The 22827-nt window shown below is 48.8% G+C and carries 23 protein-coding genes; 12 read left to right on the top strand and 11 right to left on the bottom strand.

What is annotated here, in order from left to right:
- Nucleotides 1-18: 18 nt before the first annotated feature.
- Complete coding sequence (gene trhO / locus AC9UFE_RS01575) at nucleotides 19-930, top strand: oxygen-dependent tRNA uridine(34) hydroxylase TrhO (protein ID WP_509545159.1); 912 nt, start codon at nucleotides 19-21, stop codon at nucleotides 928-930.
- Between the two features lie 38 nt (nucleotides 931-968).
- Here the strand turns inward: trhO and AC9UFE_RS01570 are convergent, their stop codons facing one another.
- Nucleotides 969-1925, bottom strand: coding sequence for an O-fucosyltransferase family protein (locus AC9UFE_RS01570; protein ID WP_509545158.1), 957 nt, complete (start codon nucleotides 1923-1925; stop codon nucleotides 969-971).
- Between the two features lie 128 nt (nucleotides 1926-2053).
- Here AC9UFE_RS01570 and AC9UFE_RS01565 point away from each other — a divergent pair, with 128 nt between their 5' ends.
- The 7 genes from AC9UFE_RS01565 to pknB are packed head-to-tail and all read left to right on the top strand — an operon-like array spanning nucleotide 2054 to nucleotide 10552.
- Nucleotides 2054-2722 carry a DUF3662 and FHA domain-containing protein gene (locus AC9UFE_RS01565; protein WP_509545157.1) on the top strand — a complete coding sequence of 223 codons (669 nt, stop codon included), beginning with the start codon at nucleotides 2054-2056 and terminating at the stop codon, nucleotides 2720-2722.
- Nucleotides 2719-3207, top strand: coding sequence for an FHA domain-containing protein FhaB/FipA (locus AC9UFE_RS01560; protein WP_509545156.1), 489 nt, complete (start codon nucleotides 2719-2721; stop codon nucleotides 3205-3207). Before AC9UFE_RS01565 ends, AC9UFE_RS01560 begins: the two co-directional genes overlap by 4 nt.
- 3 nt (nucleotides 3208-3210) lie before the next feature.
- Nucleotides 3211-4455: a PP2C family protein-serine/threonine phosphatase gene (locus tag AC9UFE_RS01555; RefSeq protein ID WP_509545154.1), complete on the top strand. Its 1245-nt coding sequence runs from the start codon at nucleotides 3211-3213 to the stop codon at nucleotides 4453-4455.
- Nucleotides 4456-5832: an FtsW/RodA/SpoVE family cell cycle protein gene (locus AC9UFE_RS01550; RefSeq protein ID WP_509545152.1), complete on the top strand. Its 1377-nt coding sequence runs from the start codon at nucleotides 4456-4458 to the stop codon at nucleotides 5830-5832.
- Nucleotides 5829-7283 (top strand): peptidoglycan D,D-transpeptidase FtsI family protein, encoded by a 1455-nt coding sequence (locus tag AC9UFE_RS01545; protein ID WP_509545150.1) that lies wholly within the window; start codon nucleotides 5829-5831, stop codon nucleotides 7281-7283. The genes AC9UFE_RS01550 and AC9UFE_RS01545 overlap by 4 nt, the downstream gene beginning before the upstream one ends.
- Entirely contained in the window at nucleotides 7280-8689 is a 1410-nt protein-coding gene (locus tag AC9UFE_RS01540; RefSeq protein WP_509545149.1) for a protein kinase domain-containing protein, read from the top strand. The genes AC9UFE_RS01545 and AC9UFE_RS01540 overlap by 4 nt, the downstream gene beginning before the upstream one ends.
- A gap of 48 nt (nucleotides 8690-8737) precedes the next feature.
- Entirely contained in the window at nucleotides 8738-10552 is a 1815-nt protein-coding gene (gene pknB, locus AC9UFE_RS01535) for a Stk1 family PASTA domain-containing Ser/Thr kinase (RefSeq protein WP_509545147.1), read from the top strand.
- Nucleotides 10553-10555: 3 nt separating this feature from the next.
- Here pknB and AC9UFE_RS01530 read toward each other — a convergent pair whose 3' ends face one another.
- Complete coding sequence (locus tag AC9UFE_RS01530; protein WP_509545145.1) at nucleotides 10556-11191, bottom strand: anthranilate synthase component II; 636 nt, start codon at nucleotides 11189-11191, stop codon at nucleotides 10556-10558.
- A 32-nt stretch (nucleotides 11192-11223) separates the two neighbouring features.
- Here AC9UFE_RS01530 and AC9UFE_RS01525 point away from each other — a divergent pair, with 32 nt between their 5' ends.
- Complete coding sequence (locus tag AC9UFE_RS01525; protein ID WP_509545144.1) at nucleotides 11224-11541, top strand: cell division protein CrgA; 318 nt, start codon at nucleotides 11224-11226, stop codon at nucleotides 11539-11541.
- 4 nt (nucleotides 11542-11545) lie between these two features.
- On the opposite strand, the gene AC9UFE_RS01520 is transcribed toward AC9UFE_RS01525, so the two are convergent.
- The gene (locus AC9UFE_RS01520) at nucleotides 11546-12199 is read right to left on the bottom strand and encodes a rhomboid family intramembrane serine protease (RefSeq protein WP_509545142.1); all 654 of its coding nucleotides are present in this window, start codon (nucleotides 12197-12199) and stop codon (nucleotides 11546-11548) included.
- A gap of 9 nt (nucleotides 12200-12208) precedes the next feature.
- Entirely contained in the window at nucleotides 12209-12739 is a 531-nt protein-coding gene (locus AC9UFE_RS01515) for a peptidylprolyl isomerase (protein WP_509545140.1), read from the bottom strand.
- A 105-nt stretch (nucleotides 12740-12844) separates the two neighbouring features.
- On the opposite strand from AC9UFE_RS01515, the gene AC9UFE_RS01510 reads away from it, so the two are divergent.
- Together AC9UFE_RS01510 and AC9UFE_RS01505 are read left to right on the top strand one after the other, a co-directional pair.
- Complete coding sequence (locus AC9UFE_RS01510) at nucleotides 12845-13552, top strand: ABC transporter ATP-binding protein (RefSeq protein ID WP_509545137.1); 708 nt, start codon at nucleotides 12845-12847, stop codon at nucleotides 13550-13552.
- Nucleotides 13549-14325 carry an ABC transporter permease gene (locus AC9UFE_RS01505; protein ID WP_509545135.1) on the top strand — a complete coding sequence of 259 codons (777 nt, stop codon included), beginning with the start codon at nucleotides 13549-13551 and terminating at the stop codon, nucleotides 14323-14325. Before AC9UFE_RS01510 ends, AC9UFE_RS01505 begins: the two co-directional genes overlap by 4 nt.
- Here the strand turns inward: AC9UFE_RS01505 and hutH are convergent.
- Genes hutH through hutU form a run of 3 tightly spaced genes read right to left on the bottom strand, consistent with a single transcriptional unit; the run spans nucleotide 14322 to nucleotide 18656 of the window.
- Nucleotides 14322-15779, bottom strand: coding sequence for a histidine ammonia-lyase (gene hutH / locus AC9UFE_RS01500; protein WP_509545314.1), 1458 nt, complete (start codon nucleotides 15777-15779; stop codon nucleotides 14322-14324). The two genes, AC9UFE_RS01505 and hutH, sit on opposite strands and share 4 nt — an antisense overlap.
- A gap of 29 nt (nucleotides 15780-15808) precedes the next feature.
- Complete coding sequence (gene hutI, locus AC9UFE_RS01495) at nucleotides 15809-16987, bottom strand: imidazolonepropionase (RefSeq protein WP_509545133.1); 1179 nt, start codon at nucleotides 16985-16987, stop codon at nucleotides 15809-15811.
- Between the two features lie 4 nt (nucleotides 16988-16991).
- Nucleotides 16992-18656, bottom strand: a complete 1665-nt coding sequence (hutU, locus tag AC9UFE_RS01490; protein ID WP_509545130.1) for a urocanate hydratase — start codon at nucleotides 18654-18656, stop codon at nucleotides 16992-16994.
- A 94-nt stretch (nucleotides 18657-18750) separates the two neighbouring features.
- Between hutU and AC9UFE_RS01485 the strand changes: the two genes are divergently transcribed.
- A complete protein-coding gene (locus AC9UFE_RS01485; protein ID WP_509545127.1) occupies nucleotides 18751-19644 on the top strand; it encodes an arginase family protein in 894 nt (297 codons plus the stop codon).
- Here AC9UFE_RS01485 and AC9UFE_RS01480 read toward each other — a convergent pair.
- The 4 genes from AC9UFE_RS01480 to AC9UFE_RS01465 all read right to left on the bottom strand — a co-directional run.
- On the bottom strand, nucleotides 19641-20999 hold the full coding sequence (locus AC9UFE_RS01480) for an aldehyde dehydrogenase family protein (protein ID WP_509545125.1): 1359 nt from the start codon (nucleotides 20997-20999) through the stop codon (nucleotides 19641-19643). The genes AC9UFE_RS01485 and AC9UFE_RS01480 overlap by 4 nt on opposite strands.
- Before the next feature lie 11 nt (nucleotides 21000-21010).
- Nucleotides 21011-21724 carry a gamma-glutamyl-gamma-aminobutyrate hydrolase family protein gene (locus AC9UFE_RS01475; protein ID WP_509545122.1) on the bottom strand — a complete coding sequence of 238 codons (714 nt, stop codon included), beginning with the start codon at nucleotides 21722-21724 and terminating at the stop codon, nucleotides 21011-21013.
- Between the two features lies 1 nt (nucleotide 21725).
- A complete protein-coding gene (locus AC9UFE_RS01470; protein WP_509545119.1) occupies nucleotides 21726-21977 on the bottom strand; it encodes a hypothetical protein in 252 nt (83 codons plus the stop codon).
- A 73-nt stretch (nucleotides 21978-22050) separates the two neighbouring features.
- On the bottom strand, nucleotides 22051-22827 hold a 777-nt coding region (locus tag AC9UFE_RS01465; protein ID WP_509545116.1), incomplete at its 5' end, for an APC family permease.

Genomic DNA, 22827 nt, shown 5'->3' with positions numbered 1-22827 from the left:
GAGGCTAGGCTTTTTCATGTGGAACTCCAGAAAATAATCCTCTACTACGGCTTTGCTCCGGTGCCCGACCCTGAGGCCATGAAGCTTTGGCAGCGGACCCTGTGTGAATCTCTAGGCCTCAAGGGTCGAATTCTTATATCCAAGCACGGTATCAATGGCACCTTGGGTGGAGACATGGCCGCACTAAAGAAGTACGCCAGAGCCACCAAGGAGTACCCGGGATTTAACCGCATCGATTTCAAGTGGTCCGATGGCACGGGTAACGACTTTCCAAGGCTTCGCGTTCGATCAAGAACAGAACTGGTCGCATTCGGAGCTCCCGAGGAGCTTCAAGTTGGACCCCGTGGAGTTATAGGCGGCGGTAAACACCTAAAGCCAGAAGAGGTAAATCAACTAGTTCAAGAACGCGGCGACGAAGTCGTCTTCTTTGATGGCCGAAATGCATTTGAGTCAAAAATTGGAAAGTTCAAAAATGCTGTGGTGCCAGATGTTGAAACTACCCATGACTTTGTAAAGGAAATCGAATCAGGAAAGTTTGATCACCTGAAAGACAGGCCTGTTGTCACGTACTGCACCGGCGGTATCCGCTGCGAAATTCTTTCTGTTGCTATGAAAAACCGTGGCTTTCAGGAGGTCTATCAAATCAAGGGTGGAATCGTTCGTTACGGAGAAGCTTTTGGGGACAAAGGACTTTGGGAAGGTTCACTCTATGTTTTTGATGACCGCATGGACATCGACTTCTCGTCAGATGCCAAGGTAATTGGTAAGTGTGAAGCGTGTGATGGGCCAACCAAGAAATTCCGTGACTGCTCTTCTCTGGCCTGTAGAGATTTAATATTGCTATGTGACGATTGCGTGCAAGTTCCTGAAAATCTAGCCTGCAGCCCCTCACACACCAGGGGTAAGCGCATTGGCGCAACGGTTGGATAGTAAAGCTTCCACCGGCAACTTTTTTGCTGTTAAGGCTTTTAGGTCCTAACCTGCTTTAGACCTTCGGTACTTTCCCTAAACAGCACTTCCCAGAGTGCTCCGTTTCCAGTGTGAGTGACTACCTTTTTGCATTTAGAAACCAAAGACAAGATCGCAAGAAATATCTGACCTTGGACTTCAGGATTTTTCGAATCAAGTATGTGGGCGCCAATTGAACCACCCGGCGTTGCAAGTTCAGTGATCGTAATTACAGCTTTTGGGAAAGCGGCTTCGAAGCCGATGGCGACAGCAGGCTCATCGGTTAGCAGCAAAATCTTAGGGTTAGTCATTTGCTGCATGAACTGCCTTGTTTGAGAAATGAATTCGGCGAGGCTTGGGGTTTCTATCTCAGTTTGCTTATCAGTGCCTCGGTAGTGCACACCGATGGTTTCTTCCAAGTTGATCCCGTATTTTTCGACAAAGCCATCAGATAGTTTCACAACCTTTGGCGAAAGACGAAAAATCAAACCGACAGCGTCCAGCACATCTTTGAATGGAACACCCGCGTAGTCCCTACCCCACCAGTCATGAATGTCTTTGGGGTAGGTTTTACCCTCGGGTAACACAAATTCAGGAGAGTTCTCCTGTGTGGGCGTTTGAAAAAAACTTTTCCAATTGTTTCTCAGTAGCCATTTCTTGTAAAGACTCATACCAAAGTTTGATTTGATTTTTGTCACTTTTCTACCTGATGCGGTGATGTCAGACAAAGCAGTTGTGCTGCAAGACATTAGTCCTGCGTTGTATGTAAGAAAGTAAGTGTCTCTGACAAAAAAACCGAACTTTCCAGGCTGGAATTTAAGGAGCCCAGAAATTCCCGGTAGCTTGGAAGCCAAGGCAAGAATGCTGACTGTTACTTTTGCGATTCTGTGTAGAAAATAAATCTTCATGTTTTGCCGATACGTTCCCTCACGGATTGCGGATCGTACTTCATCCAGAAAAATCAGTATTTTCTTCATGTAGAGAATCCTAAATCAATCAAGTAAGCGCGTTTCGGGCAGTTATTAGGTGTTGTGGCTAATTTTTTACCAGTCGATCACTGGTGATGTTGGTAAACTGAACACTTACCGCCGAACAAGGGAATGTCTTGGGATTCTTAGATAAGTTCGAGAAAGGTCTTGAAAAGAAAGTCACTGGACTGTTTTCCAAAACTTTCAAGTCAAGCCTAGAGCCAGTAGAGATAGCATCGGCCATCAAGCAAGATATGGATGCCAAGGCATCCATCCTTAGCCGCGATCGCATCCTGGTGCCCAATAGCTACTTGGTTCAGCTGAGCCCCCAAGACCATGAACGGCTAAGCGATTTGGGTGAAGCGCTTATTGACGAGCTAACTAGGCTTTGTTCAGAGCACGCTAAGAACCAAAGATTCCAGTTCGGTGAAGTTCTTGAGCTTTCCCTTACCCCAGATGCTTCCTTGGCCTTGGGCCAGCTATCTGTAGTTTCCAGCAGCAAGAAATTGGATATAGCCTGGGTGCCAGTTCTTGAGGTAGCGGGAGTAGCCCATTCCCTGGTTTCTTCAAAAACCACTGTTGGTAGAGATTCCACGGCAGACATCCAAATCGGGGACAATGGTCTAAGTAGAAAGCACTTTGAAATCCTTTGGGATGGCTCCAGCGCGGTGTTGCGAGATTTAGGGTCCACCAACGGAGTAAAGATAAACGGTAGGAAGATTGACCAAGTGGTTCTCCAAAACGGGACCACTTTTTCAGCAGGAAGAACTGACTTTCTGTTCAACGTTATAGCGAGGGCCAAGTGAGTGAATTAGCTCTGTTTCTGGTTAGAACGGGTTTTCTGGCACTTTTGTGGATATTCATTTTCAGCATTATCTCGGTGATTCGAGCCGATCTCTTCGGGCAAAAAGTGGTTTCTAAGGTCGCTTCGGCAAATCTTCCAAACACTTTTGTTGCAGCAGCCGGCTCTGTGCCAGGAAGCGCAAAGCCGGCCGAGCAAAAAGCCACCAAGCTTGTTGTAACAGCTGGTGAAAAAACTGGAACCGAAATTGCCCTTGCCGGAAGACAGCTAACCATCGGCCGCGCTGGAGACAGCGACCTAGTTGTTGACGATGAATTCACTTCCACCCATCACGCCAAGTTGGTATTTATCAACGGAGACTGGTTGATACAAGATCTTGACTCGACTAACGGAACTTTGCTTGATGGCAAGAAAGTTGGAACAACCTCGGTAGTTCCAATGAACACTCAGGTCCGAGTGGGCCAAACATCCTTCGAGCTAAGGGCCTAACTCTTGGCTATAAAAACAGTTTCATTTGCTGCCAGCGACATCGGTCGAGTTAGGTCGTCAAACCAAGACTCAGGCTACGCCGGTGTGAATCTGTTTTTTGTAGCCGACGGTATGGGTGGTCATGCCGGAGGAGACATCGCTTCCGCAATTGCCTCCCAACATCTCGCACTGGCTGATGAACCACTAGGAACTAATGCAGAGGCTGAGCAAAAGCTTATTGACTACATTTACCAAGCCAAGCAAAAAATTGACGCCAGCGTCAAGCAGCACCCTGCAATTGCAGGAATGGGGACAACCCTTTCGGCTTTAATGGTGACGGGCACCAAGGTAACAATCGCTCACATCGGTGACTCAAGAATTTATCTCGCACGCGATGGTGTTGTGAAGCAGATCACCTCCGACCACACTTTTGTTCAAAGACTTGTTGATACTGGACGAATCACCGAGGAGGAAGCCCTCACTCACCCGCGCAGAAGTGTTTTGATGAGGGTGCTGGGAGATATCGAAAAATTCCCAGAGGTAGACATCGACACCTACGAGACCAAGCCAGGCGATCGATGGATGGCTTGCAGTGATGGGCTCTCAGGTGTAGTTCCAAATCAACTCATGAACAACATTTTGCTTAGCAAGGTTGACGCTCAAGAAGCTTGTCAATTATTAGTTGGTGAAGCTTTGGAGTTTGGAGCTCCTGATAACGTCACTGTTGTTTTGGTAGACGTGGTCGACGCCAAAGACGAGATCGATTTTTCTCCTACTCGAAACCTTGTTGGTTCCGCAGCTAACGACGTGGTTATCGAACAGCGCAAGGGTATGCAGGTGCTGAGGTTACTAAACCCGCTGACACTACTTGAACTTCTGCAAAAGCCTGAAGACCCCGTGCGCTTTGCCCCGGAATCCGAAGAGCTACTCGAAAAGATTTTGAAAGAAACTAAGGGAAGAGTCAGGGCTAGAAGATTTAGACAGATCGCAACTTATCTTTTGCTAATAGGTATAGCTGGTTATGGAGTATCTCTTGCAATCGACTACACCCAAACCCGCTACTTCGTAGGAATCGATGAAGGTTATGTAGTTATCTACAAGGGCATCAAAGAAGAGCTGGGTCCCTTCAAGTTCTCCAGCGTTTACGAGGTCACCAACGTTTCGGTTGATTCACTGACCGACTTCCAGCGCGAAGCGCTCGAGCGCTCAATTTCAGCAGAGTCTGTAGAGGAAGCGGAAAGAATCGTTTCTCAGCTTGGTGGTGAGTAAATGAGTTCATTTACTGGCTCACTGCAGATATCCAAGCTGATCAAGATTGTTCCTAGAAGTAGAAATCTAGAAGCGTTGCTTCTGTTTTTTGCAGCTGGTCTAAATGCGTTTGAGCTAGCCCAGATTCAACTTTCAATTCTGGAAAAGATGACAGTTGACCTCTTTACTTACTGGCTACCGCCTGTGATCTTTGTTTTGGTTGTGCACTTTATCTTGCGCAGGAAAGCTTCAGAATCAGATCCGCTGATTTTGCCAATTGCCTTTGTCCTAAATGGTTTGGGTATCGCGATGATTTACCGATTAGATCTGGCAACTCTTGCTTCTGGTGGTACTGAGCTATTTGCATCCAGGCAGGTGATGTGGACGGCGCTGGCGATGGCAATTGCCGCACTAGTTATCTACTTCATACCGTCACAACTGTTTTTGCGACGTTACGTATACACCGCGATGTTTATTGGAATTGTGCTGCTTCTGTTGCCGATGCTTCCGGTGATTGGAACCACCATCAATGGTGCAAGTCTTTGGATTTCTATATTCGGAATCACTTTTCAACCAGGTGAGCTTGCCAAGGTGGCTCTAATTATTTTCTTTGCCGGGTACCTCGTAAATCACAAAGACTCTCTCGCGGTAGTTGGAAGAAAGATTTCGGGAGTAAGAATCCCTAGAGGACGAGACCTTGGCCCAATTCTCTTGATTTGGCTTGCCAGTATCGGCGTTCTAGTTTTGCAACGCGATCTTGGAACCAGCATTTTGTACTTCGGATTATTTCTAGTGATGATCTACGTCGCCACCGGAAGAGCTTTCTACGCCGGTATCGGTATTGCGATGTTGGTAACCGGGGGGCTAGTGGCATCTAGGGTATTGGACTACGTGGCACGAAGATTCGAGACTTGGCTGAACCCATTTGATGAAGAAAACTACAACGCGGTCGGCGGAAGCTACCAAACCGTTCAGGGAATCTTTGGCATGTCCAACGGAAGCATCTTTGGCTCTGGGTTAGGTGGCGGTGTCCCGCAACTTGTTCCACTAGCCGAAAGCGACTTCATTATTTCTAGCCTCGCTGAAGAACTTGGTCTCATTGGGTTCTTTGCGATCTTGGCTCTGTATTTCCTTTTGGTAGCAAGAGGACTAAAAATTGGCTTCAGTCACAAAGATGAATTTGCCAAGCTGCTTGCTGTGGGCTTTGCATTCGTAATCGCTTTGCAAGTATTCGTTGTTATCGGTGGGGTTACCAGAATCTTGCCACTAACTGGACTTACAACACCGCTACTTGCAGCTGGTGGTTCATCACTTTTGGCCAACTGGGTAATAATTGCGATGCTGCTAAGACTTTCTGACTCCACAACAGATCATGCATCTAAGTTGGTGATCCGATGACTAAAGAACTCAGGCGAGTTTCGTTGGTGGTAGCTGCAATGTTTTTGTCGCTGTTTATCTCGGCATCAGCCATTCAAGCTTTGGATGGTGAGGCCCTAGCTGAGGATCCAAGAAATGTTAGAAACCTTTACGAAAGCTACAAAACCCTGCGCGGTCCGATTCTTGTTGACGGTAAGGCCATAGCAACCTCGGTGGAATCGGATGACGCGTACCGATACCTGCGTGTATACGAAGATGACATGTATTCAGCTGTCACCGGCTACTTTTCTGTCTTCCGCGGCGCAACTGGAGTCGAAGCTGCGCTGAATTCCTACCTGTCGGGTCAAAGCTCATCGCAGTTTTTTGAAAAGTTCAACGCAGTGCTATCTGGAAACCCAGTATCGGGTGCAGCGGTTGAGCTAACAATCGACCCACTAATGCAGCAGGCTGCCTGGGATGCTCTGGGGGATCTTCAAGGATCGGTCGTGGTACTTGACCCGGTAACTGGAAATATTCTGGCCATGGTTTCCAAATCAAGTTTTGATGCCAACGAGATTGCCGGTCACGACAATCAATCTGTTGCCGATAACTACGCCAGGTTAGAACAAGACCCCAACAATCCTCTAATAAATAAAACAATCTCTGGTGACTTGTATCACCCCGGTTCAGTATTCAAACTTGTGGTGGCGGCGGCGGCTTTAGAGTCTGGCCTTTACACAAACGAATCCACTTTCCAGAACCCAGTTTCCGTTCAGCTCCCTGGCTCAACTGCGGAGGTTTTTAATTCAACCGAGCGTCCCTGCGGAGGAACAGCACCAACGGTTTCACTGATTGATGCCTTGTCGCTTAGTTGCAATGTGCCTTTTGTTGAGCTTGGACTAGCTCTTGGTCAAGATCGCTTGCGAGCTCAGGCGGAATTGTTCGGCTTCGGTAAAGAACTTAGAGTGCCAATGGTTGTGACACCTAGTACCTTCCCAGCAAATCTAGATGATGCTCAATTGGGTTTGAGCTCTTTTGGTCAGTACGACGTGAGAGTAACCCCGCTCCAGATGGCTCTGGTCTCGGCAGCGGTTGCTAACGGGGGTGTGGTTATGAAGCCTAACCTTATCGAAAGTGTCATCAGCCCAAATCTTTCTGTAATCGATGCTCCACAACCCAGCGTTCTCTCGCAACCAATAACAGCAGCAACCGCCGAGAGCATCAGGTTGATGATGGTCGAGTCAGTCAAAAACGGTGTCGCTTCTAACGCAGAGCTTGAGACCATCGAGGTGGCTGGTAAGACCGGAACAGCCGAGAACGGTGAGGGTGTCCGCCCAACACTTTGGTTCACCGGATTCGCGCCATCAGTAAATCCAAGGTTTGTAATTGCCGTTGTGATCGAAGATGGTGGCGGTAGAGACAGTGGATCAGGTGGAAACGCAACTGCCGCCCCTGTTGCAAGGTCATTTTTCAAGGCGGTGCTTGGTCCATGAAGCCAGAAGCTGGACAGATTTACGGAAACCGTTACCGACTAGTTGATCGCATAGCTATTGGCGGTATGGGAGAAGTTTGGCGAGCGCACGATGAAGTGATCTTGAGAGATGTTGCCATCAAGATCTTGAAGCCTGAGTTCATGGGAGACCCTGGTTTCCTTGAAAGATTCCGAGTCGAAGCTCGTCACGCAGCCAGGGTTGACCACGTTGGTATTGCAGATGTCTACGACTACGGTGAGGGTTCTGGCTCTGCTTATCTGGTTATGGAAATTGTTGCCGGTGATTCACTGGCACGCATTATTGAAAAGCGAATCAGGCTTACCGAGGTAGAAGTCCTTAGCATTATTGAGCAAACTGCCAAGGCCCTGCACGCAGCTCACGAGGATGGCCTTGTTCACAGGGACATCAAGCCAGGAAATTTGCTGATTACCCCGTCGGGCAAAGTGAAGATTACCGACTTTGGTATTGCTAGGGTTGCTGACCAAGTTGCCCTAACCGCAGCTGGTCAGGTTATGGGAACAGTTCAGTATCTGGCTCCCGAGCAGGCAACTGGAAAACCCGCGACTCCCTCCACAGACATTTACTCACTCGGCATCGTCGCCTATGAGGCGCTGACCGGAAGACGACCGTTCACTGGTGAATCACAAATGATTATTGCCATGGCTCAAATCAACGACAAGCCGCCACCATTTGGAGATGACATAGACAAGCGAGTTCAAGAACTTGTGATGTCCTGCCTGGCTAAGAAACCAAACCAGCGACCTGGTACCGCTCTTGATCTATCAAACAGAGCAAGGGCCCTGAGATTACAGCTAGAAGGTATTTCAGCAACAGAGGTTTTTGATCCAGAAAGTGCTCCCGTCACAAGGGTCAACGATTTGGAATCAACCCCTGAAACAGAACCCTTGACAAAGCTTCCGGTTGTTTGGCCCTGGCTTGCGCTTATCGGAGTGCTGGTTGTGGCGGCAGCTGGAGTGATGATTGCGATCGTGGTGAGTTTGGTTTCAGAGTCATCCCCAAGCCCAACGCCTTCGATTGCTGTTTCCAAGCAACCCTCGGTTCCTCCAGACCAAAGACAGGATAGGACTGTAAGCGTGTTCTTGACTGACGTCGTTGGTAAAAAGGTTGCCGATGCTTCCGTGATCCTGACTCAAAAGGGATTGGTTGTGGAAGCAATTCCTGGCGAGGCACTTGACCCAAGTGATTCGAGGATTCTTGATGTTTATCAGGCCGAAGGCCTAGGACAAGTGCCTGTTGGTTCAGTTGTCAGGATCTTCTACTACATCCAGGGGGAAGCACAGCCGACTCCAACTCCGACAGCAACTGTTACCCCTTCACCTACTCCTAGTGTGACCCCAACACCTACTGGTTCGGTGAGCCCTTCGCCGACTTCGAACGGAGATTAGCTCATATGCGATTGGTATTATTAGAGGTAGAGAACTGGGGAGAAATCATTGTCTGAGCAAGAACGCGTCCTAGCTGGCCGCTATCAAGTGGGCGAGCTAATCGGTCGTGGGGGTATGGCCGATGTGTTTGAAGGTGTCGATCTGCGCCTTGGGCGCAAGGTTGCTATCAAACTTCTAAAATCCGATCTAGCTAGCGATGACGCTTTCGAGTCGCGTTTTGCCAAAGAGGCTCAGGCCTCTGCCAAGATGACTCACCCGACCATTGTTCGTATCTACGATGCCGGTGAAGAGCTTTCCACTGACAGTAACGGTAACCAAATCAAGACTCCATTTATCATCATGGAGTACGTAAATGGAAAACTCCTACGTGATCTGATGCACGAAAAGAAGTTGACACTAAAAGAAGCCGTTGACTTTGCCAAGGGTGTCCTTACAGCCCTTGAGATTTCACACAAGGCCGGAATAATTCATCGCGACATCAAAGCTTCCAACATCATGATTACCACAGAGGGTCAAGTAAAGGTAATGGACTTTGGTATTGCTAGAGCAATCTCTGATTCTTCAGAGACTCAGGCACACACCGCCGGAATTGTTGGAACCGCTCAGTACTTCTCTCCCGAGCAAGCTCGAGGCGAAACAGTTGATTCTCGAACTGACCTTTATTCAATGGGTGTGTTGTTGTTTGAGATGTTGGCGGGAAGGCCGCCTTTCAAAGGTGACACTGCTGTTTCAGTTGCGTACCAGCATGTCAGCGAGCAGGTGTCACTTCCTTCAGAGCACAATCCAGAAATAAGCCCCGAACTAGACCAGGTCGTTCTAAACGCACTGGCTAAAGATCGCGAAGAGCGTTTCCAGACCGCTGAGGAGTTCCGAGAGCACCTTATGGCAGCAGTTCGTGGCGAGTCACTTCCCAAAACTGGTTTCACACCAAAAACCACAGTTGCGCCTTTACAAGAAGCATCTCCAACCGAAGTTATTGGCAATATTGATCCAGAAGATTTCTTCAAAGAAATTGGTGTTGAATACACAACCGGTGAACCAACAACTTCCATCAAGTTACGTGATCGCCCATCGAAGGATCAGCCTTCGGCTAAGTTGCTTTGGGGTATTGGTTCTGGAGTTGCTGTAACACTCGTAGGACTGATTATTTGGCTTATCGCTTTGGGTGGAGCCTTCACCCCAGTGGATCCAAATAACACTGGCAGCATTGAGGTAACCGACATTAGCGGCGCCTTGTATGAAGACGGTAGCAAGGTCCTGGAGGATCAAGGTTTCTTGGTCCTAAGAATTTTGGAGACAAGCGACACGGTTGAAGAAGGTGTCGTAATAAAGACTGACCCGCCAGCCGGAACAAAACTTGCAGCTCGTTCAACCATCGAAATTTATGTATCTTCCGGTCAACCAGAAACTTCTGTTCCGTTCCTGGAAGGTTTGACAGAAACTGAAGCTAAGGAAGCTTTGGAGGATGCTGGATTAGTTCTTGGTGGAATAACATCTGCTAACTCCGCAACTATTGCCAAGGGAGCTGTTATTGAATCCTTGCCAGAGGCAAACGCAGGGGTCAAAGAGGGAACTGCTGTGAAGCTTCTGGTCTCAGACGGCAAAGTGCAGGTTCCATCGGTACTGACCCTGGGAGCGGCTGAGGCAAGACGCGCAATGGAAGGTCCTGACGTTGGGTTCACAGTTGTCATTGAGTCTCCTGCGGGCTGCACAGGAACCGTTGGTTCAGTTATTGCTTTCCAGTCGGTGCCGGCAGGTCTTGCAGAACAAAAGCAAACTGTTACTTTGACGCTGCTGTGCACTCCAGCGCCTGCTCCTTCGCCAACACCTACGCCTTCGGAAACACCTACTCCAACACCGTAGCTTTTAGAACTTAATCATTGGCGAAAGCTCTTTAGCTTTAGCTGCTGCTCCCTTGAGGCCGATTGACTCTAGCCAGTTTCCAAGCATCTGGTACCCACCTTCGGTGAGCACACTCTCAGGATGAAACTGCACTCCATAAATCGGTTTGGTGAGATGTTGTAATCCCATGATTACTCCGCCTTTGGTTCGGCTAGTTACAACCAATTCTTTAGGAACTGTTCCGTCGACTACAGCCAGCGAGTGATATCTGGTAGCCCTAAAGGATTTAGGAACATCTTTGAATACCAGACTGTTGTCGTGTTCAACTTCGCTAGTTTTTCCATGCATTAACTCTTCAGCGCTGGTAACTGTTGCGCCCATTGCCTCAGCGATTGCTTGATGACCCAGGCAAACTCCAAAAACGGACTGATTGGTTTCCAGCGCATTCTTCACAACATCGATGCTGAGTCCTGCGTCCTTAGGGGTTCCAGGTCCTGGGCTAATTAACACTCCGTCGTACTGTTTCATTAGTTCTGGAAGCTCTTTGGCGCTAACGGCATCGTTTCTCACAACGTCGGTTGTGGCTCCAAGCTGCTGTAAATAGCCACTGAGCGTATACACAAAGCTGTCATAGTTATCCAGCACGAGAATCTTGGTCATCTTACTGAAAGCCTACTTGTAGAATTATGACCATGCCTAAATTGACTGCGACCCCTGAAGACGACTCGTCGTTACCAAAAAAACGTTCCCTAAAGCTTCCTAAGCGCAAGCCAAAGATTGAAAAAGTGGCCAAGACTAAGAATTCTGAAGACGCCCTAAACCCGGTTTGGTTCAAGCCTGTGATGTTTGGCTTCATGATTGTCGGGCTTTTCTGGATCATCACTTACTACGTGACCAGCGCGCAGTACCCGCTAGGAGCTGGAACGCCACTTAATCTCTCCAACTGGAACATCTTGATTGGTTTTGGAATTGCCATGGTCGGCTTCATGATGTCGACTCGCTGGAAGTAACGCTCTAGGAAAACATCGGTACTAACCGAAAAAATACTCCAGCCGCGATAAACGCAAGAATCAGAACCAGCACACCCAAAACTTGAATCTTTTGGGTTAGCGCAGGCTTGTATCTGGTACTGGCGTAAACGGCAGTAACTGCCATTCCGGCAAGTAAACCTCCCAGGTGACCCTGCCAAGAGATGTTTGGGAAGAAAAACCCAAAAGCTAAGTTCACGGCAATCAATCCAAGCAGCTGACCGCTCTTATCCCCAATTGTTTTCAGCATGATGAAGTACGCACCCATTAGTCCAAAGAACGCACCCGATGCTCCAACAACTGGAGTAATAGGGCTTCCAAGCCACAAAACCATCGCCGATCCGCCAATGATGGAAATTAGATAGAGCGCCAAAAATCTTGCTGGCCCAAGCATCGGCTCTATCACTCGACCGAAGATGTAGATCGAGTAGGCGTTAATCAAAATGTGCCAAGGGCTATCCGGCGAGTGAACAAAGCCTGCCGTAAGCATTCGCCACGGTTCGACAGTTGTTAGAAGAGGCGCATAGAGCAAGGCGCTGGTCACACCAGAGCCAGGAATGACCTGAGCTAGCCAAATCAGCAGATTGATCGAGATCAGCCAAACAGTAACTTTTGGCTGAGCAGATTTCAATCTTGCCAAGAGAAAGCTCTAGATGGTTTCGATTGAGATGGACTCAATCACCACATCATCAAGCGGCTTGTCAGACGCGTTGGTGTCAACAGCCTGAATCTTGTCCACTACCTTGCGGCTAGCCTCGTCAACAACATCACCAAAGATGGTGTGCTTGCCGTAGAGCCAAGTCGTTGGGGCAGTGGTGATAAAAAACTGTGAGCCGTTGGTGCCAGGTCCGGCGTTAGCCATGGCTAGCTTGTAAGGCTCGTTGAAGGTAAGTTCTGGGTGAATCTCGTCACCGAACTGGTAGCCGGGGCCGCCCATTCCGGTTCCGGTTGGGTCTCCACCTTGAATCATAAAGTCAGGAATTATGCGGTGAAAGATTACTCCGCTGTAAAGCGGCGTACCTTTTGCCTGAGGACCGCGACTTGGGTGAACCCAGTCCTTGGCTCCAGTTGCGAGACCTACGAAGTTCTCAACTGTCTTTGGCGCGTGAAGGGCGAAAAGGTTTACCTTAATTTCGCCGTGGTTAGTTTTGATTGAAGCAACATGTGTATGTGTAGTCATTGCTCTATTCTGGCACGAGATAAAACGCTGCGCGCGAGAAAAAGCGGGTTAGATAGACTTAATTGGTTGACAAGAAGTCCACCACGAAATTAGAAGAGGTAAGAGTTGGCTGCAATTGAGTTCGTAGGCCTAGTCAAGCGCTACGGCAAAGTCACATCAGTGAACGATCTGAGTGCCACTGTTGCCGCGGGGAAGATAACTGGGCTCTTGGGTCCGAACGGTGCCGGGAAGTCAACAGCCCTTCGCTGCCTACTCGGCTTAGCTACTCCGACATCCGGAAGCACCAAGATCCTTGGTAGCACTTATCAACAGCTCACAAACCCGCTTAGCCAAATTGGTGCAGTTCTAGACTCTCGTGGTTTTCACGGAGGCCTAACCGGAAGACAAAACTTGAAAGTGATGGCAGCGGCAGCTGGTATCCAAGACGAGCGAGTAGATGAGGTCCTAAAACTAGTTGATCTCGAAGACGCGGCGAAAAAACCAGCCAAGAAGTATTCGCTGGGAATGAAGCAGCGTTTGTGTTTAGCAGGGGCACTACTTGGAAACCCAAAGGTGTTGATTTTAGATGAGCCTGCAAATGGCTTGGACCCAGTTGGTATTGCTTGGTTGAGAGGATTCCTTAGGGAACTAGCAAGTCAAGGTAAGACAATTTTGGTTTCATCGCACCAGTTAGCAGAGATGCAAAGCACGGTCGATGATGTAATCATCATCAACAATGGTGAATTGATGGTTCAGGGAAGTTTAAGGGAAGTTATTGGGGCTGGAACTCTGGAAGAGGCGTTTCTAAAGCTTGCTGTTGGAGGAGACAAATGAAGCTAGTTTTCGCAGAGCTTAGAAAGCTCAGCTATTCAAAATCAACCTACGGTTTGACTCTTGCCAGTATCTTTATTGCTGTTCTTAGCACTGTGGTAACTCCACTAGTTATCGTGGATGATGAAACCGGACTGTTTGGGTCATTACAAGATCAGGCCATAGTCGATGCCGTTTACGCGAACGCCGTTAGCTCATACATTTTTGCAATCATTCTTGGAATCTTGATTATGTCTGGTGAGTTCAGGCACGGAACTGCAGTTGCTACTTTCCTGGCCTCTCCTAAGCGAGCTCGGGTTCTTGGAGCCAAGCTGCTAGTTGCAGCCTTTGCTGGAGCCCTAATGCAGATCATTTCCGCTGGCATTGCCGTTGTCGCCGGTTGGTATACCTTGAGCCTGTTTGAAGATGTTGCTGAACCTGGCGAATCAGTCTTTGTAAACCTGTTCCTTGCAGCACTACTTTCCGGTGCAGTTCTTGGGGTTGTTGGTGTCGCAATTGGGTCACTAATTAGAAACCAGTTGATTGCAATTGTTTCCACTCTGGTGTGGCTGTTTGTTGTTGAGCCAATCATTCTGTTGCTCTTTGTTGATGCTGGTAAGTGGTTACCTACCGGTGCAATAACAGGCATGCTCGCGATTGAATTTGAGTCTGTTGCTATTGGAGTCGATACGTCAGATTACTTAACTCCGGGCGTAGCGATTTTGGTGCTACTTGCTTATGGAGCAGTGTTCTCAATAGTTGCGCTCGTTACAAGCATGAGAAGAGATATCGACTAGGAACGAAGCAGGCTTTCAGCGGCTTCTAGTTCGGGAGCCAAGAACCTGTCTGGTCCAACACCTGGAACTACTTTTCTTAGCTTGGACAACATCTCACCTGTGACCTTGGCAGGCTTTAGCGGAGCGCGCATCTCTAGCGATCTTGCTGCGGTCACAAGCTCTATGGCTAGAACCCGACGAAGGTTGTCCGCTACTTTTCTAAGTTTTCTTCCCGCATGCCAGCCCATGGATACATGATCTTCTTGCATCGCAGAAGAAGGAATCGAATCAACGCTTGCTGGAACAGAGAGTCTCTTGTTTTCGGAAACTAGTGCAGCTTGGGTGTATTGAGCGATCATTAGTCCTGAGTCAACACCAGCATCTCCTGCCAAGAAAGGACTTAGGCCGCTCGAGCGATACTTGTCGAGCATGCGATCCGTTCTACGCTCAGAAATAGACGAAAGATCAGTTGCTGCGATAGCAAGGAAGTCAAGAACGTAACCAACTGGCGCCCCGTGGAAGTTTCCATTGGAAGTAACTTCCCCGGATTCCAGAACCACTGGGTTATCGATTGTTGAAGCAAGCTCCCTAGTTGCAACAAGACTCGCGTGAGTGACGGTGTCCCTAACGGCTCCTGCGACCTGCGGGGCACAGCGAAGCGAATATGCATCTTGAACCTTGTCGTCCCCTTCTCTGTGAGAGGCAACGACCTCAGAACCAGCAAGGGCAGCAAACATGTTTGCGGCACTTTTCGCTTGACCTGGATGAGGCCTTAGGGCTTCATGTAGTTCTGGCCTAAAGACTTGATCGGTTCCCATTTGGGCTTCTACGCTCATCGCGGCAATTACATCTGCCTGGTCGCAGAGTTTTTCTAGATCAGCCAATGCCAGAATCAGCATGCCAAGCATGCCATCTGTTCCATTGATAAGTGCGAGGCCTTCTTTCTCTTGTAATTCGATTGGCTTGATGCCAGCTTCCTTCAAGAGAGTTGGAACATCTCTTTCTACCCCGTCACTACCAGTTGCTCTTCCCTCGTCCATCAACACCATCGCGCAGTGAGCCAGTGGTGCAAGGTCGCCACTGCAACCAAGTGAGCCATACTCGTGAACGATCGGTGTGACTCCAGAGTTCAGTAGGTCAACATATGTTTGGGCAACAACGGGTCTAACTCCAGTTCTGCCGCTAGCTAGAGTCTTTGTTCGAAGAAGCATCAGTGCACGAACAACTTCTTTTTCAACTGGATCACCCATACCTGCGGCATGGGAGCGAATCAAGGATTTTTGTAATTGCACTCGGTCTTCTGGAGCGATGTGCTTATTAGCGAGTGCACCAAAGCCGGTAGAGATTCCATAGACAGGAGTTTCGGCAGCAGCCAAAGATTCGATGTGCGCACGGGTAGCTGCCATCTTCTCAAGTGCCTCTTTGGAGATCTCAAGCTTCTCACCGTGTCTTGCTACCCGAACTACCTCGTCCATTGATAGGCCACTTGAATTTAGAGTTACGCTCACTTTTTCTCCTGATAGATAGATTTACCTGATTTGAACACTCCACTAACCAGATCCACACCTGGTCTGTAGCCAAGGTGCAAATAGCTTGGTGCGTTCAAGACAACTAGGTCCGCGCTTTGGCCAACAGACAGGGAGCCGACATCGTTTCTGCGAAGGGCCTTGGCACCACCCATCGTTGCCGACCATAAAGCTTGCTCTGGGGTAAAACCCATTTCTCTAATTGCTAGTGCGACGCAAAAAGGCATCGAAGTTGTGTAGCTAGAACCCGGATTGCAATCTGTAGCGAGTGCAACAGTAACGCCTGCGTCAAATAATCTAGCTGCATTTGGATAGGTTGCTCTTGTTGAAAACTCAGCTCCTGGAACCAGTGTTGCCACAGTGTTTGATCCCGCAAGGGTTTCAATGTCGCTTTCAGAAAGATGAGTGCAGTGATCAGCCGAAGCGCAATCCAGCTCAACAGCCAGCTGAACTCCCCCGCCTTGGGTTAACTGGTTGGCGTGAATGCGCGGCAAGAGGCCTTTGTCTTTACCGGCCTGCAAGATCTGCCTAGATTGATCGACGTCGAATGCTCCTTGATCGCAGAACACGTCTATCCACTTGGCGTGAGGCAATACCGAATCAAGCATTTCTCCGGACACAAGTTCGACGTACTTATCTTCCTTGCCCGAGTACTCACTCGGAACGACGTGCGCTCCAAGGAATGTGGTTTCTGTCGTGTGCTTTGAAGCAATTTTTAGTGCTCTTGTTTCGTCAGCGGTAGTTAGCCCGTAACCAGATTTGGTTTCAAATGTTGTGATGCCTGATTTCTGCATTTCACGAACCAGCCTGAGCATGTTTTGCTCTAGGGCTTCATCTGTTGCTTCGCGGGTGGCTGCAACGGTTGATTTGATTCCGCCAGCGGAATACTTCTCGCCTTTCATGCGAGCTTGGAATTCTTTTGATCTTTCTCCTGCAAAAAGTAAGTGCGCATGGGAATCTACAAAGCCTGGAATTACAGCTTTGCGGGCGACGTCTAATTTCTGATCAGCGTCAGGAACATCACTAGTGCTGCCAACCCAAGCGATTTTGTCATTTTCAATAACTACGGCAGCGTATTCGATTTCTCCGAGGATACCGAGACCAAGAGTTTGATCGTTGGTGACCAAAGAACCAATGTTTGTTATTGCAGTTGACATTTAGCTATTCGGTATCGAGCATAGGCACGTGCACGTGCTTTGCTCTTGCCACACTCTCTGCTTGTGGGTAACCAGCATCGGCATGTCTAATGACACCCATGCCTGGGTCGTTAGTCAGAACGCGGTTTAGTTTTTCAGCGGCAAGGTCTGTTCCGTCAGCGACGGAAACTTGACCTGCGTGAATTGATCTTCCGATTCCAACACCACCACCGTGGTGAATGGAAACCCATGAGGCACCGGAAGCGATGTTGATCATGGCGTTTAGTAGTGGCCAGTCAGCAATTGCATCTGAACCATCTAGCATGTCTTCTGATTCGCGGTATGGGCTTGCTACCGATCCACAGTCCAAGTGGTCACGACCGATAACAATCGGAGCCGACACTTCGCCTTTTTTGACTAGGTCGTTAAAAACAGCTCCAGCTTTATCTCTTTCGCCATAACCGAGCCAGCAAATTCTTGCAGGGAGTCCTTGGAACTGAACCCGGTCCTGGGCCATGTTGATCCAGCGGTGTAAGTGTTCGTTTTCAGGAAAGAGTTCCAAGATGGCCTGGTCGGTGCGATAGATGTCTTTCTTGTCTCCAGAAAGCGCTACCCATCTAAATGGTCCCTTGCCTTCACAGAACAGCGGTCTGATGTATGCGGGGATGAAACCAGGGAACTTGAAGGCGTTTGAATAGCCTCCCTTTCTAGCTTCATCTCTAATGGAGTTTCCGTAGTCAAATACTTCGGCACCCTTAGCCATGAAGCCAACCATGGCTTCTACGTGCTTAGCCATGGAAGCCTCAGCCCGCTGAGTGAATTCCTCAGGGCTGGATTCCGCATAGGCACGGGATTCTTCGACACTGATTCCCTCAGGAATGTAATAGAGCGGATCGTGAGCGGAGGTTTGATCAGTCACGATATCGATTGGAACATCGCGCTTTAGAAGCTCAGCGAAGATAGTTGCTGCGTTTCCAGCAAGACCGACTGATATCGCTTTCTTTTCAGACTTGTACCTAACTACACGTTCGATTGCATCGTCCAAGTTGTCTGCAAGTTCATCTAGGTAGCGATCTTGAATTCTTCTGCGAAGACGTGATTCGTCAACGTCAACAATCAAACAGGTTCCCTCGTTCATGGTCACAGCAAGAGGCTGTGCTCCACCCATACCGCCACAACCACCAGTTAGGGTAAGTGTTCCAGCAAGAGTGCCGCCAAATCTTTTTGCAGCAACTGCTGCAAAAGTTTCGTAGGTACCCTGCAAGATTCCTTGGGTTCCGATGTAGATCCAAGAACCCGCGGTCATCTGTCCATACATAGTTAGTCCAAGATGCTCAAGACGCCTGAACTCTGGCCAGTTAGCCCAGTCACCAACCAAGTTGGAGTTTGCAAGCAAGACTCTTGGTGCCCACTCGTGAGTCCTAAAAACACCAACTGGTTTTCCAGACTGGACCAGCATGGTCTCGTCGTTTTCTAAGTTGGTGAGAGTTTTAACAATCGAATCAAAGCTGGCCCAGTTTCTTGCTGCCTTACCGCTACCGCCATAAACAATAAGTTCTTCTGGATACTCGGCAACTGCTGGATCTAGGTTGTTGTGAAGCATGCGAATAGCTGCTTCTTGACCCCAACCCTTCGCGGTCATGGTCGAGCCAGTGGCTGCGTGAAGTGCGCCACGTGTTGCTTGGGTCATTTGGTTCCTCCATCAACTTTGATGTTTTCTTGTGCCTGATAACAGGGTAATCTCAAATCAATTCGAGTATTACCCAGTCTGAAATGGAGCGGAAATGACCGAAGATCCGCTCTGGCCAAGAGCCTCCAGCTGGCTCCAGCCAGCTGGCTCTGAGAGGGCTGAGCTAGGACTATTTGGAGTCCTAGCCTCCGAGACATCCATTTCCGCTACCGGAGCCAATGCCACCCCAGCAGAAATTCGAGTCGCACTAGCCAGGTACTCAACCTTTAGTCACAGCCAAAACCAAGATCTTAGACAGCTGAAGTTTTTGGATTTTGGTGACTCAGAAACTCCTGATTCAAAAGACGGTGAAGAAAGAACCAGAGCTCTCGCAAACAAAGTTTCAACGCAAACAGATCTATCAATTGCGCTCGGCGGCGATAACTCAATTACCTATGCGGTGATGCGAGGAGTTTTTGCTGAAGAGCTTTCTTCTGCAGGGCTGATAACACTTGATGCCCATCACGATCTTCGTGATGGAGTATCTAACGGTTCACCTGTAAGACGATTGATTGAAGCAGGATTACCAGGGTCAAGCGTTGTTCAAATTGGCATAAATGATTTTTCGAATTCGGCTGACTATGCCAAGCGAGCAAAGGATTACGGAATTCATGTAATTCCAAGATCTGCTCTAAGAAACAGATCTGTTGAAAGTGTCTTGAACGAAGCACTTGATTTTCTAGGCAACAAGAAACTGCATGTTGATATTGACATGGATGTTTGTGACCGCTCTGTTGTTCCTGCGTGCCCAGCTGCTGCGCCAGGTGGAATTTCCGCAGATGAACTAAGACAATTCGCATTTGAAATTGGAAAAGCCAAGCAAGTGAAATCTGTCGACATTACCGAGATAGACGCGATGGCAGATAGTGCTGATGGCAGAACTGTTCGACTTGGTGCGCTAACTGTTTTGGAGCTGGCCAGCGGCTTAGCTTCTCGCCAAAGTGATTAGTCTTCTTGACTAAAGAAGACAACTTTTTCTTCAGTGAAGTGGTGCGGCGCATCTGGGCCAAGCTCTCGTCCCATACCTGACTGTTTCATTCCTCCGAATGGTGTGCTGTATCTGAGAGAAGAGTGAGAGTTCACAGAAAGGTTGCCGCTCTTTACAGATCTTGCGACTCTGATTGCTCGAGCACTGTCCTTGGTCCAAATAGAACCTGATAAGCCATACTCGGTTGCGTTGGCGATCTGAATTGCCTCGGCTTCGGTTTCAAACTTGTATACCGTCACAACCGGGCCAAAGATTTCTTCGGCCATACAACGATCGTTTAGGGATTTAGCTACGACTACCGTTGGTGCAAAGAAGAAGCCCTTACCCGATGGAGCGCTTCCTCTAAAGGCCACGTCAGCACCATCTAGAAAGCCTTTGACGGTCTCGAGATGCTCTTTGCTTACCAGCGGTCCAACTTCGGTTCCTGAAAGACTTGGGTTTCCAACCTTTACGCCAGCAACCGCTGGTTCGAGTGCGGTCATGAATTTGTCAAACACGTTTGCCTGCACCAAAATTCTTGATCTTGCACAACAATCCTGCCCGGCGTTTTCGAATACCGCGTAGGGAGCACTCTTGGCCGCTTTTGCAATGTCTGCGTCATCAAAAATGATATTTGCACTTTTGCCTCCCAGTTCTAAAGTTATGCGCTTTACCTGATCTGCGGCCTGGCTCATTATGTTCTTGCCAACTGCGGTTGATCCGGTGAAGACTATCTTGCCGACCTTCTCATTGGTGACCAATCGGTTTCCAACAACTTGGCCTTTCCCGTTTACAACCTGGAGTAAGTGCTCGGGAAGACCTGCTTCGAGGGATAATTCTGCGAGGCGCATTGAAGTTAGCGGTGTCCACTCGGCCGGCTTTAGCACCACCGCATTACCAGCTGCAAGTGCTGGAGCAAATCCCCATCCCGCGATGGGCATTGGGTAATTCCAAGGTGTGATCATTCCGACCACACCGATTGGCTCGTGGAAGGTAACTGCTATTCCGCCGGACACAGGAATTTGTTTTCCCATTAGTCTTTCTGGGGCACCGGAGTAGTATTCCAAAACATCGCAAACATTGGCGGCTTCGTAGCGAGCCTGATCGATTGGGTGTCCAGAATTTCTAACCTCCAGTTGAGCGAGGTTTTCAATGTCTTGATCTACTGCAATTGCAAAACGTCTCAGAAGTTTTGCTCTATCTGCTGGCGATAAGGATTCCCACTTTTGCTGAGCCTTTTCAGCCCTGTCAATTGCCTGGTCGGTTTGACCAACATCAAGGTGCTCAATTGTTTCCATCGATTCTTCGGTGGTTGGGTTGATCAGGGTGTAGCTCACTTTGGGCTCTCTCAGACTGTCTTTGTGGCTTTGATAAACGAGGTGAAAATTCGTAAGTCTTCTAGGTCTTGTTCTGGGTGCCACTGCACTGCTACACCGAAGCGATGATTGGGAAGTTCTAGGCCTTCGATGACGCCATCGGTGGTTCTGGCTGTTACGACAAGATCTTTACCTAGTTGGTCTACTGACTGGTGGTGATACATAAGTGCATTGCTAACTTCAGAGCCAACCATCTCAAACAACTTGTTGCCTGGTTCTATCTGAACCGGCACTGGATTGAAAACTCCCCTTTCAATCTGGTACTTCTCGGTTCCAATTACATCGGGCAGATGCTGAATCAAAGTTCCGCCCATAACTACGTTGAGCAGTTGTGCTCCGCGACAGATACCTAGGAATGGGAAATTGTTGTCAATTGCGGCTTTGAGCAAGGTTGCTTCTGTCTCGTCTCGAAGAAGGTCTGGTTCATCGGTAAGAGGCGCAGATTCCTGGCCGTACCTGGCGGGATTAAGATCCCTTCCGCCGGTGACAACAAGTCCATCAAGGTTCTGCAGGGTCTCCCAAGCCTCTAGGGGAGAAAGTCTTTGAGGTGGAAGCAGTACCGCTACTCCTCCGGATTTTTCAACGGCATCGATATAGAAACTTGGAATAAAAGCCATCTCGGTATCCCAGATGCCGGATTGGCCTCGCTGGCGGTATGTGGTTAGTCCAATTAGTGGCTTACTCAATTTAGTTCTGGAACTCACTGATCATTACTTTTGCGCGATGAACTGCTCTAACCAACTCTGACTGCCTTATGCCAAGCTCCTGGGAAACATCCGAGTAAGTTCTGCGTTGCATAAGAATTCCGGTTGCTGCCTCAACTAGATCTTGAGGAAGATTCTCGATGAGTTTAGATAACTTCCCAGGGCTTAGAGAAGCAATCAGCGACTCATCGGCTTGCTCATCAAATGTGACGTCAAGGTCAAACTCGTTGTCCACGAAAACCCTTTCTGGAAGTAACTGGGGGCCAATTTTTGTATTGGCCCCCAGTTGATCGCTTCTAGTTTGTTTCTTAAGCGAAGTCCTTGATCAAAGCAGCGTTCTTGGACTTCTTGGTGGATGACACCACGAAGCCAACAACAAATGCAATGAATGGGGACAGCACTAGGAACCAGCCCAGTCCGCTCAACGCCCAACCAGACTCTGGTAGCGATGGGTCTACTCCATCTGCAGCAGTTCCAGCCAGCAAGTTGAATCGGGCCATCAGCATGTAAAGACCTGCGATAAGAAGCACGATGGATAGTCCAGGTGCGATCTTGGAGTTCCACAGGTTACCACTACCGTCCTTCTGGAAGAAGGCAATTACTGCGATTGAAACCATGATCTCAACGGCCACCACAGCGATAACTGCGACACCACTCATCCAGCTAAACAAGTTTAGGAATGGATCTAACCCAGCTACGGCAAATGCAATGATCACAGCTGCTGCAATTGCAGAGGTTAGAAGTGCTCCATTTTGTGGCGCGCCAGCATCGTTGGTTTTACCCAACGCTGAAGGCATAACGCCACCGCGGCCCATAGCAAAGAAGTACCTTGCTGCAGCGTTCTGGAACGCCAATAGTCCGGCGAACAAGCTGGTGACAACAAGCAGTGCCATTACCAAAACAATTTCAGGTGACACGTACTCGGCTGCCAAGCTAAACAAAACAGCAGAAGGGTCTTTTAGTCCGCTTGAGCGCTCGACAACCTGGTCGATGATTGCACCAGCGCCCATGCCAGTAACCATGGCGAAGGAAACCACAGCGAACAAACCGCTGATGATTCCAATTGCCCAGTAGGTAGCTCTAGG

Source organism: Rhodoluna sp. (assembly GCF_044239955.1).
In the GTDB taxonomy this organism is placed as follows: Bacteria; Actinomycetota; Actinomycetes; order Actinomycetales; family Microbacteriaceae; genus Rhodoluna.
Note: the sequence above shows the minus strand (reverse complement) of the source record. Positions and strands in the feature narration are given on the sequence as shown.

Excerpts from the sequence above, each read along its gene's own strand:
- AC9UFE_RS01570 (WP_509545158.1), bottom strand. The coding sequence starts at position 1,925 with ATGAAGAAAATACTGATTTTTCTGGATGAAGTACGATCCGCAATCCGT.
- AC9UFE_RS01550 (WP_509545152.1), top strand. The coding sequence starts at position 4,456 with ATGAGTTCATTTACTGGCTCACTGCAGATATCCAAGCTGATCAAGATT.
- AC9UFE_RS01545 (WP_509545150.1), top strand. The coding sequence starts at position 5,829 with ATGACTAAAGAACTCAGGCGAGTTTCGTTGGTGGTAGCTGCAATGTTT.
- AC9UFE_RS01540 (WP_509545149.1), top strand. The coding sequence starts at position 7,280 with ATGAAGCCAGAAGCTGGACAGATTTACGGAAACCGTTACCGACTAGTT.
- AC9UFE_RS01530 (WP_509545145.1), bottom strand. The coding sequence starts at position 11,191 with ATGACCAAGATTCTCGTGCTGGATAACTATGACAGCTTTGTGTATACG.
- AC9UFE_RS01525 (WP_509545144.1), top strand. The coding sequence starts at position 11,224 with ATGCCTAAATTGACTGCGACCCCTGAAGACGACTCGTCGTTACCAAAA.
- AC9UFE_RS01515 (WP_509545140.1), bottom strand. The coding sequence starts at position 12,739 with ATGACTACACATACACATGTTGCTTCAATCAAAACTAACCACGGCGAA.
- AC9UFE_RS01505 (WP_509545135.1), top strand. The coding sequence starts at position 13,549 with ATGAAGCTAGTTTTCGCAGAGCTTAGAAAGCTCAGCTATTCAAAATCA.
- hutH (WP_509545314.1), bottom strand. The coding sequence starts at position 15,779 with ATGGACGAGGTAGTTCGGGTAGCAAGACACGGTGAGAAGCTTGAGATC.
- hutI (WP_509545133.1), bottom strand. The coding sequence starts at position 16,987 with ATGTCAACTGCAATAACAAACATTGGTTCTTTGGTCACCAACGATCAA.
- hutU (WP_509545130.1), bottom strand. The coding sequence starts at position 18,656 with ATGACCCAAGCAACACGTGGCGCACTTCACGCAGCCACTGGCTCGACC.
- AC9UFE_RS01485 (WP_509545127.1), top strand. The coding sequence starts at position 18,751 with ATGACCGAAGATCCGCTCTGGCCAAGAGCCTCCAGCTGGCTCCAGCCA.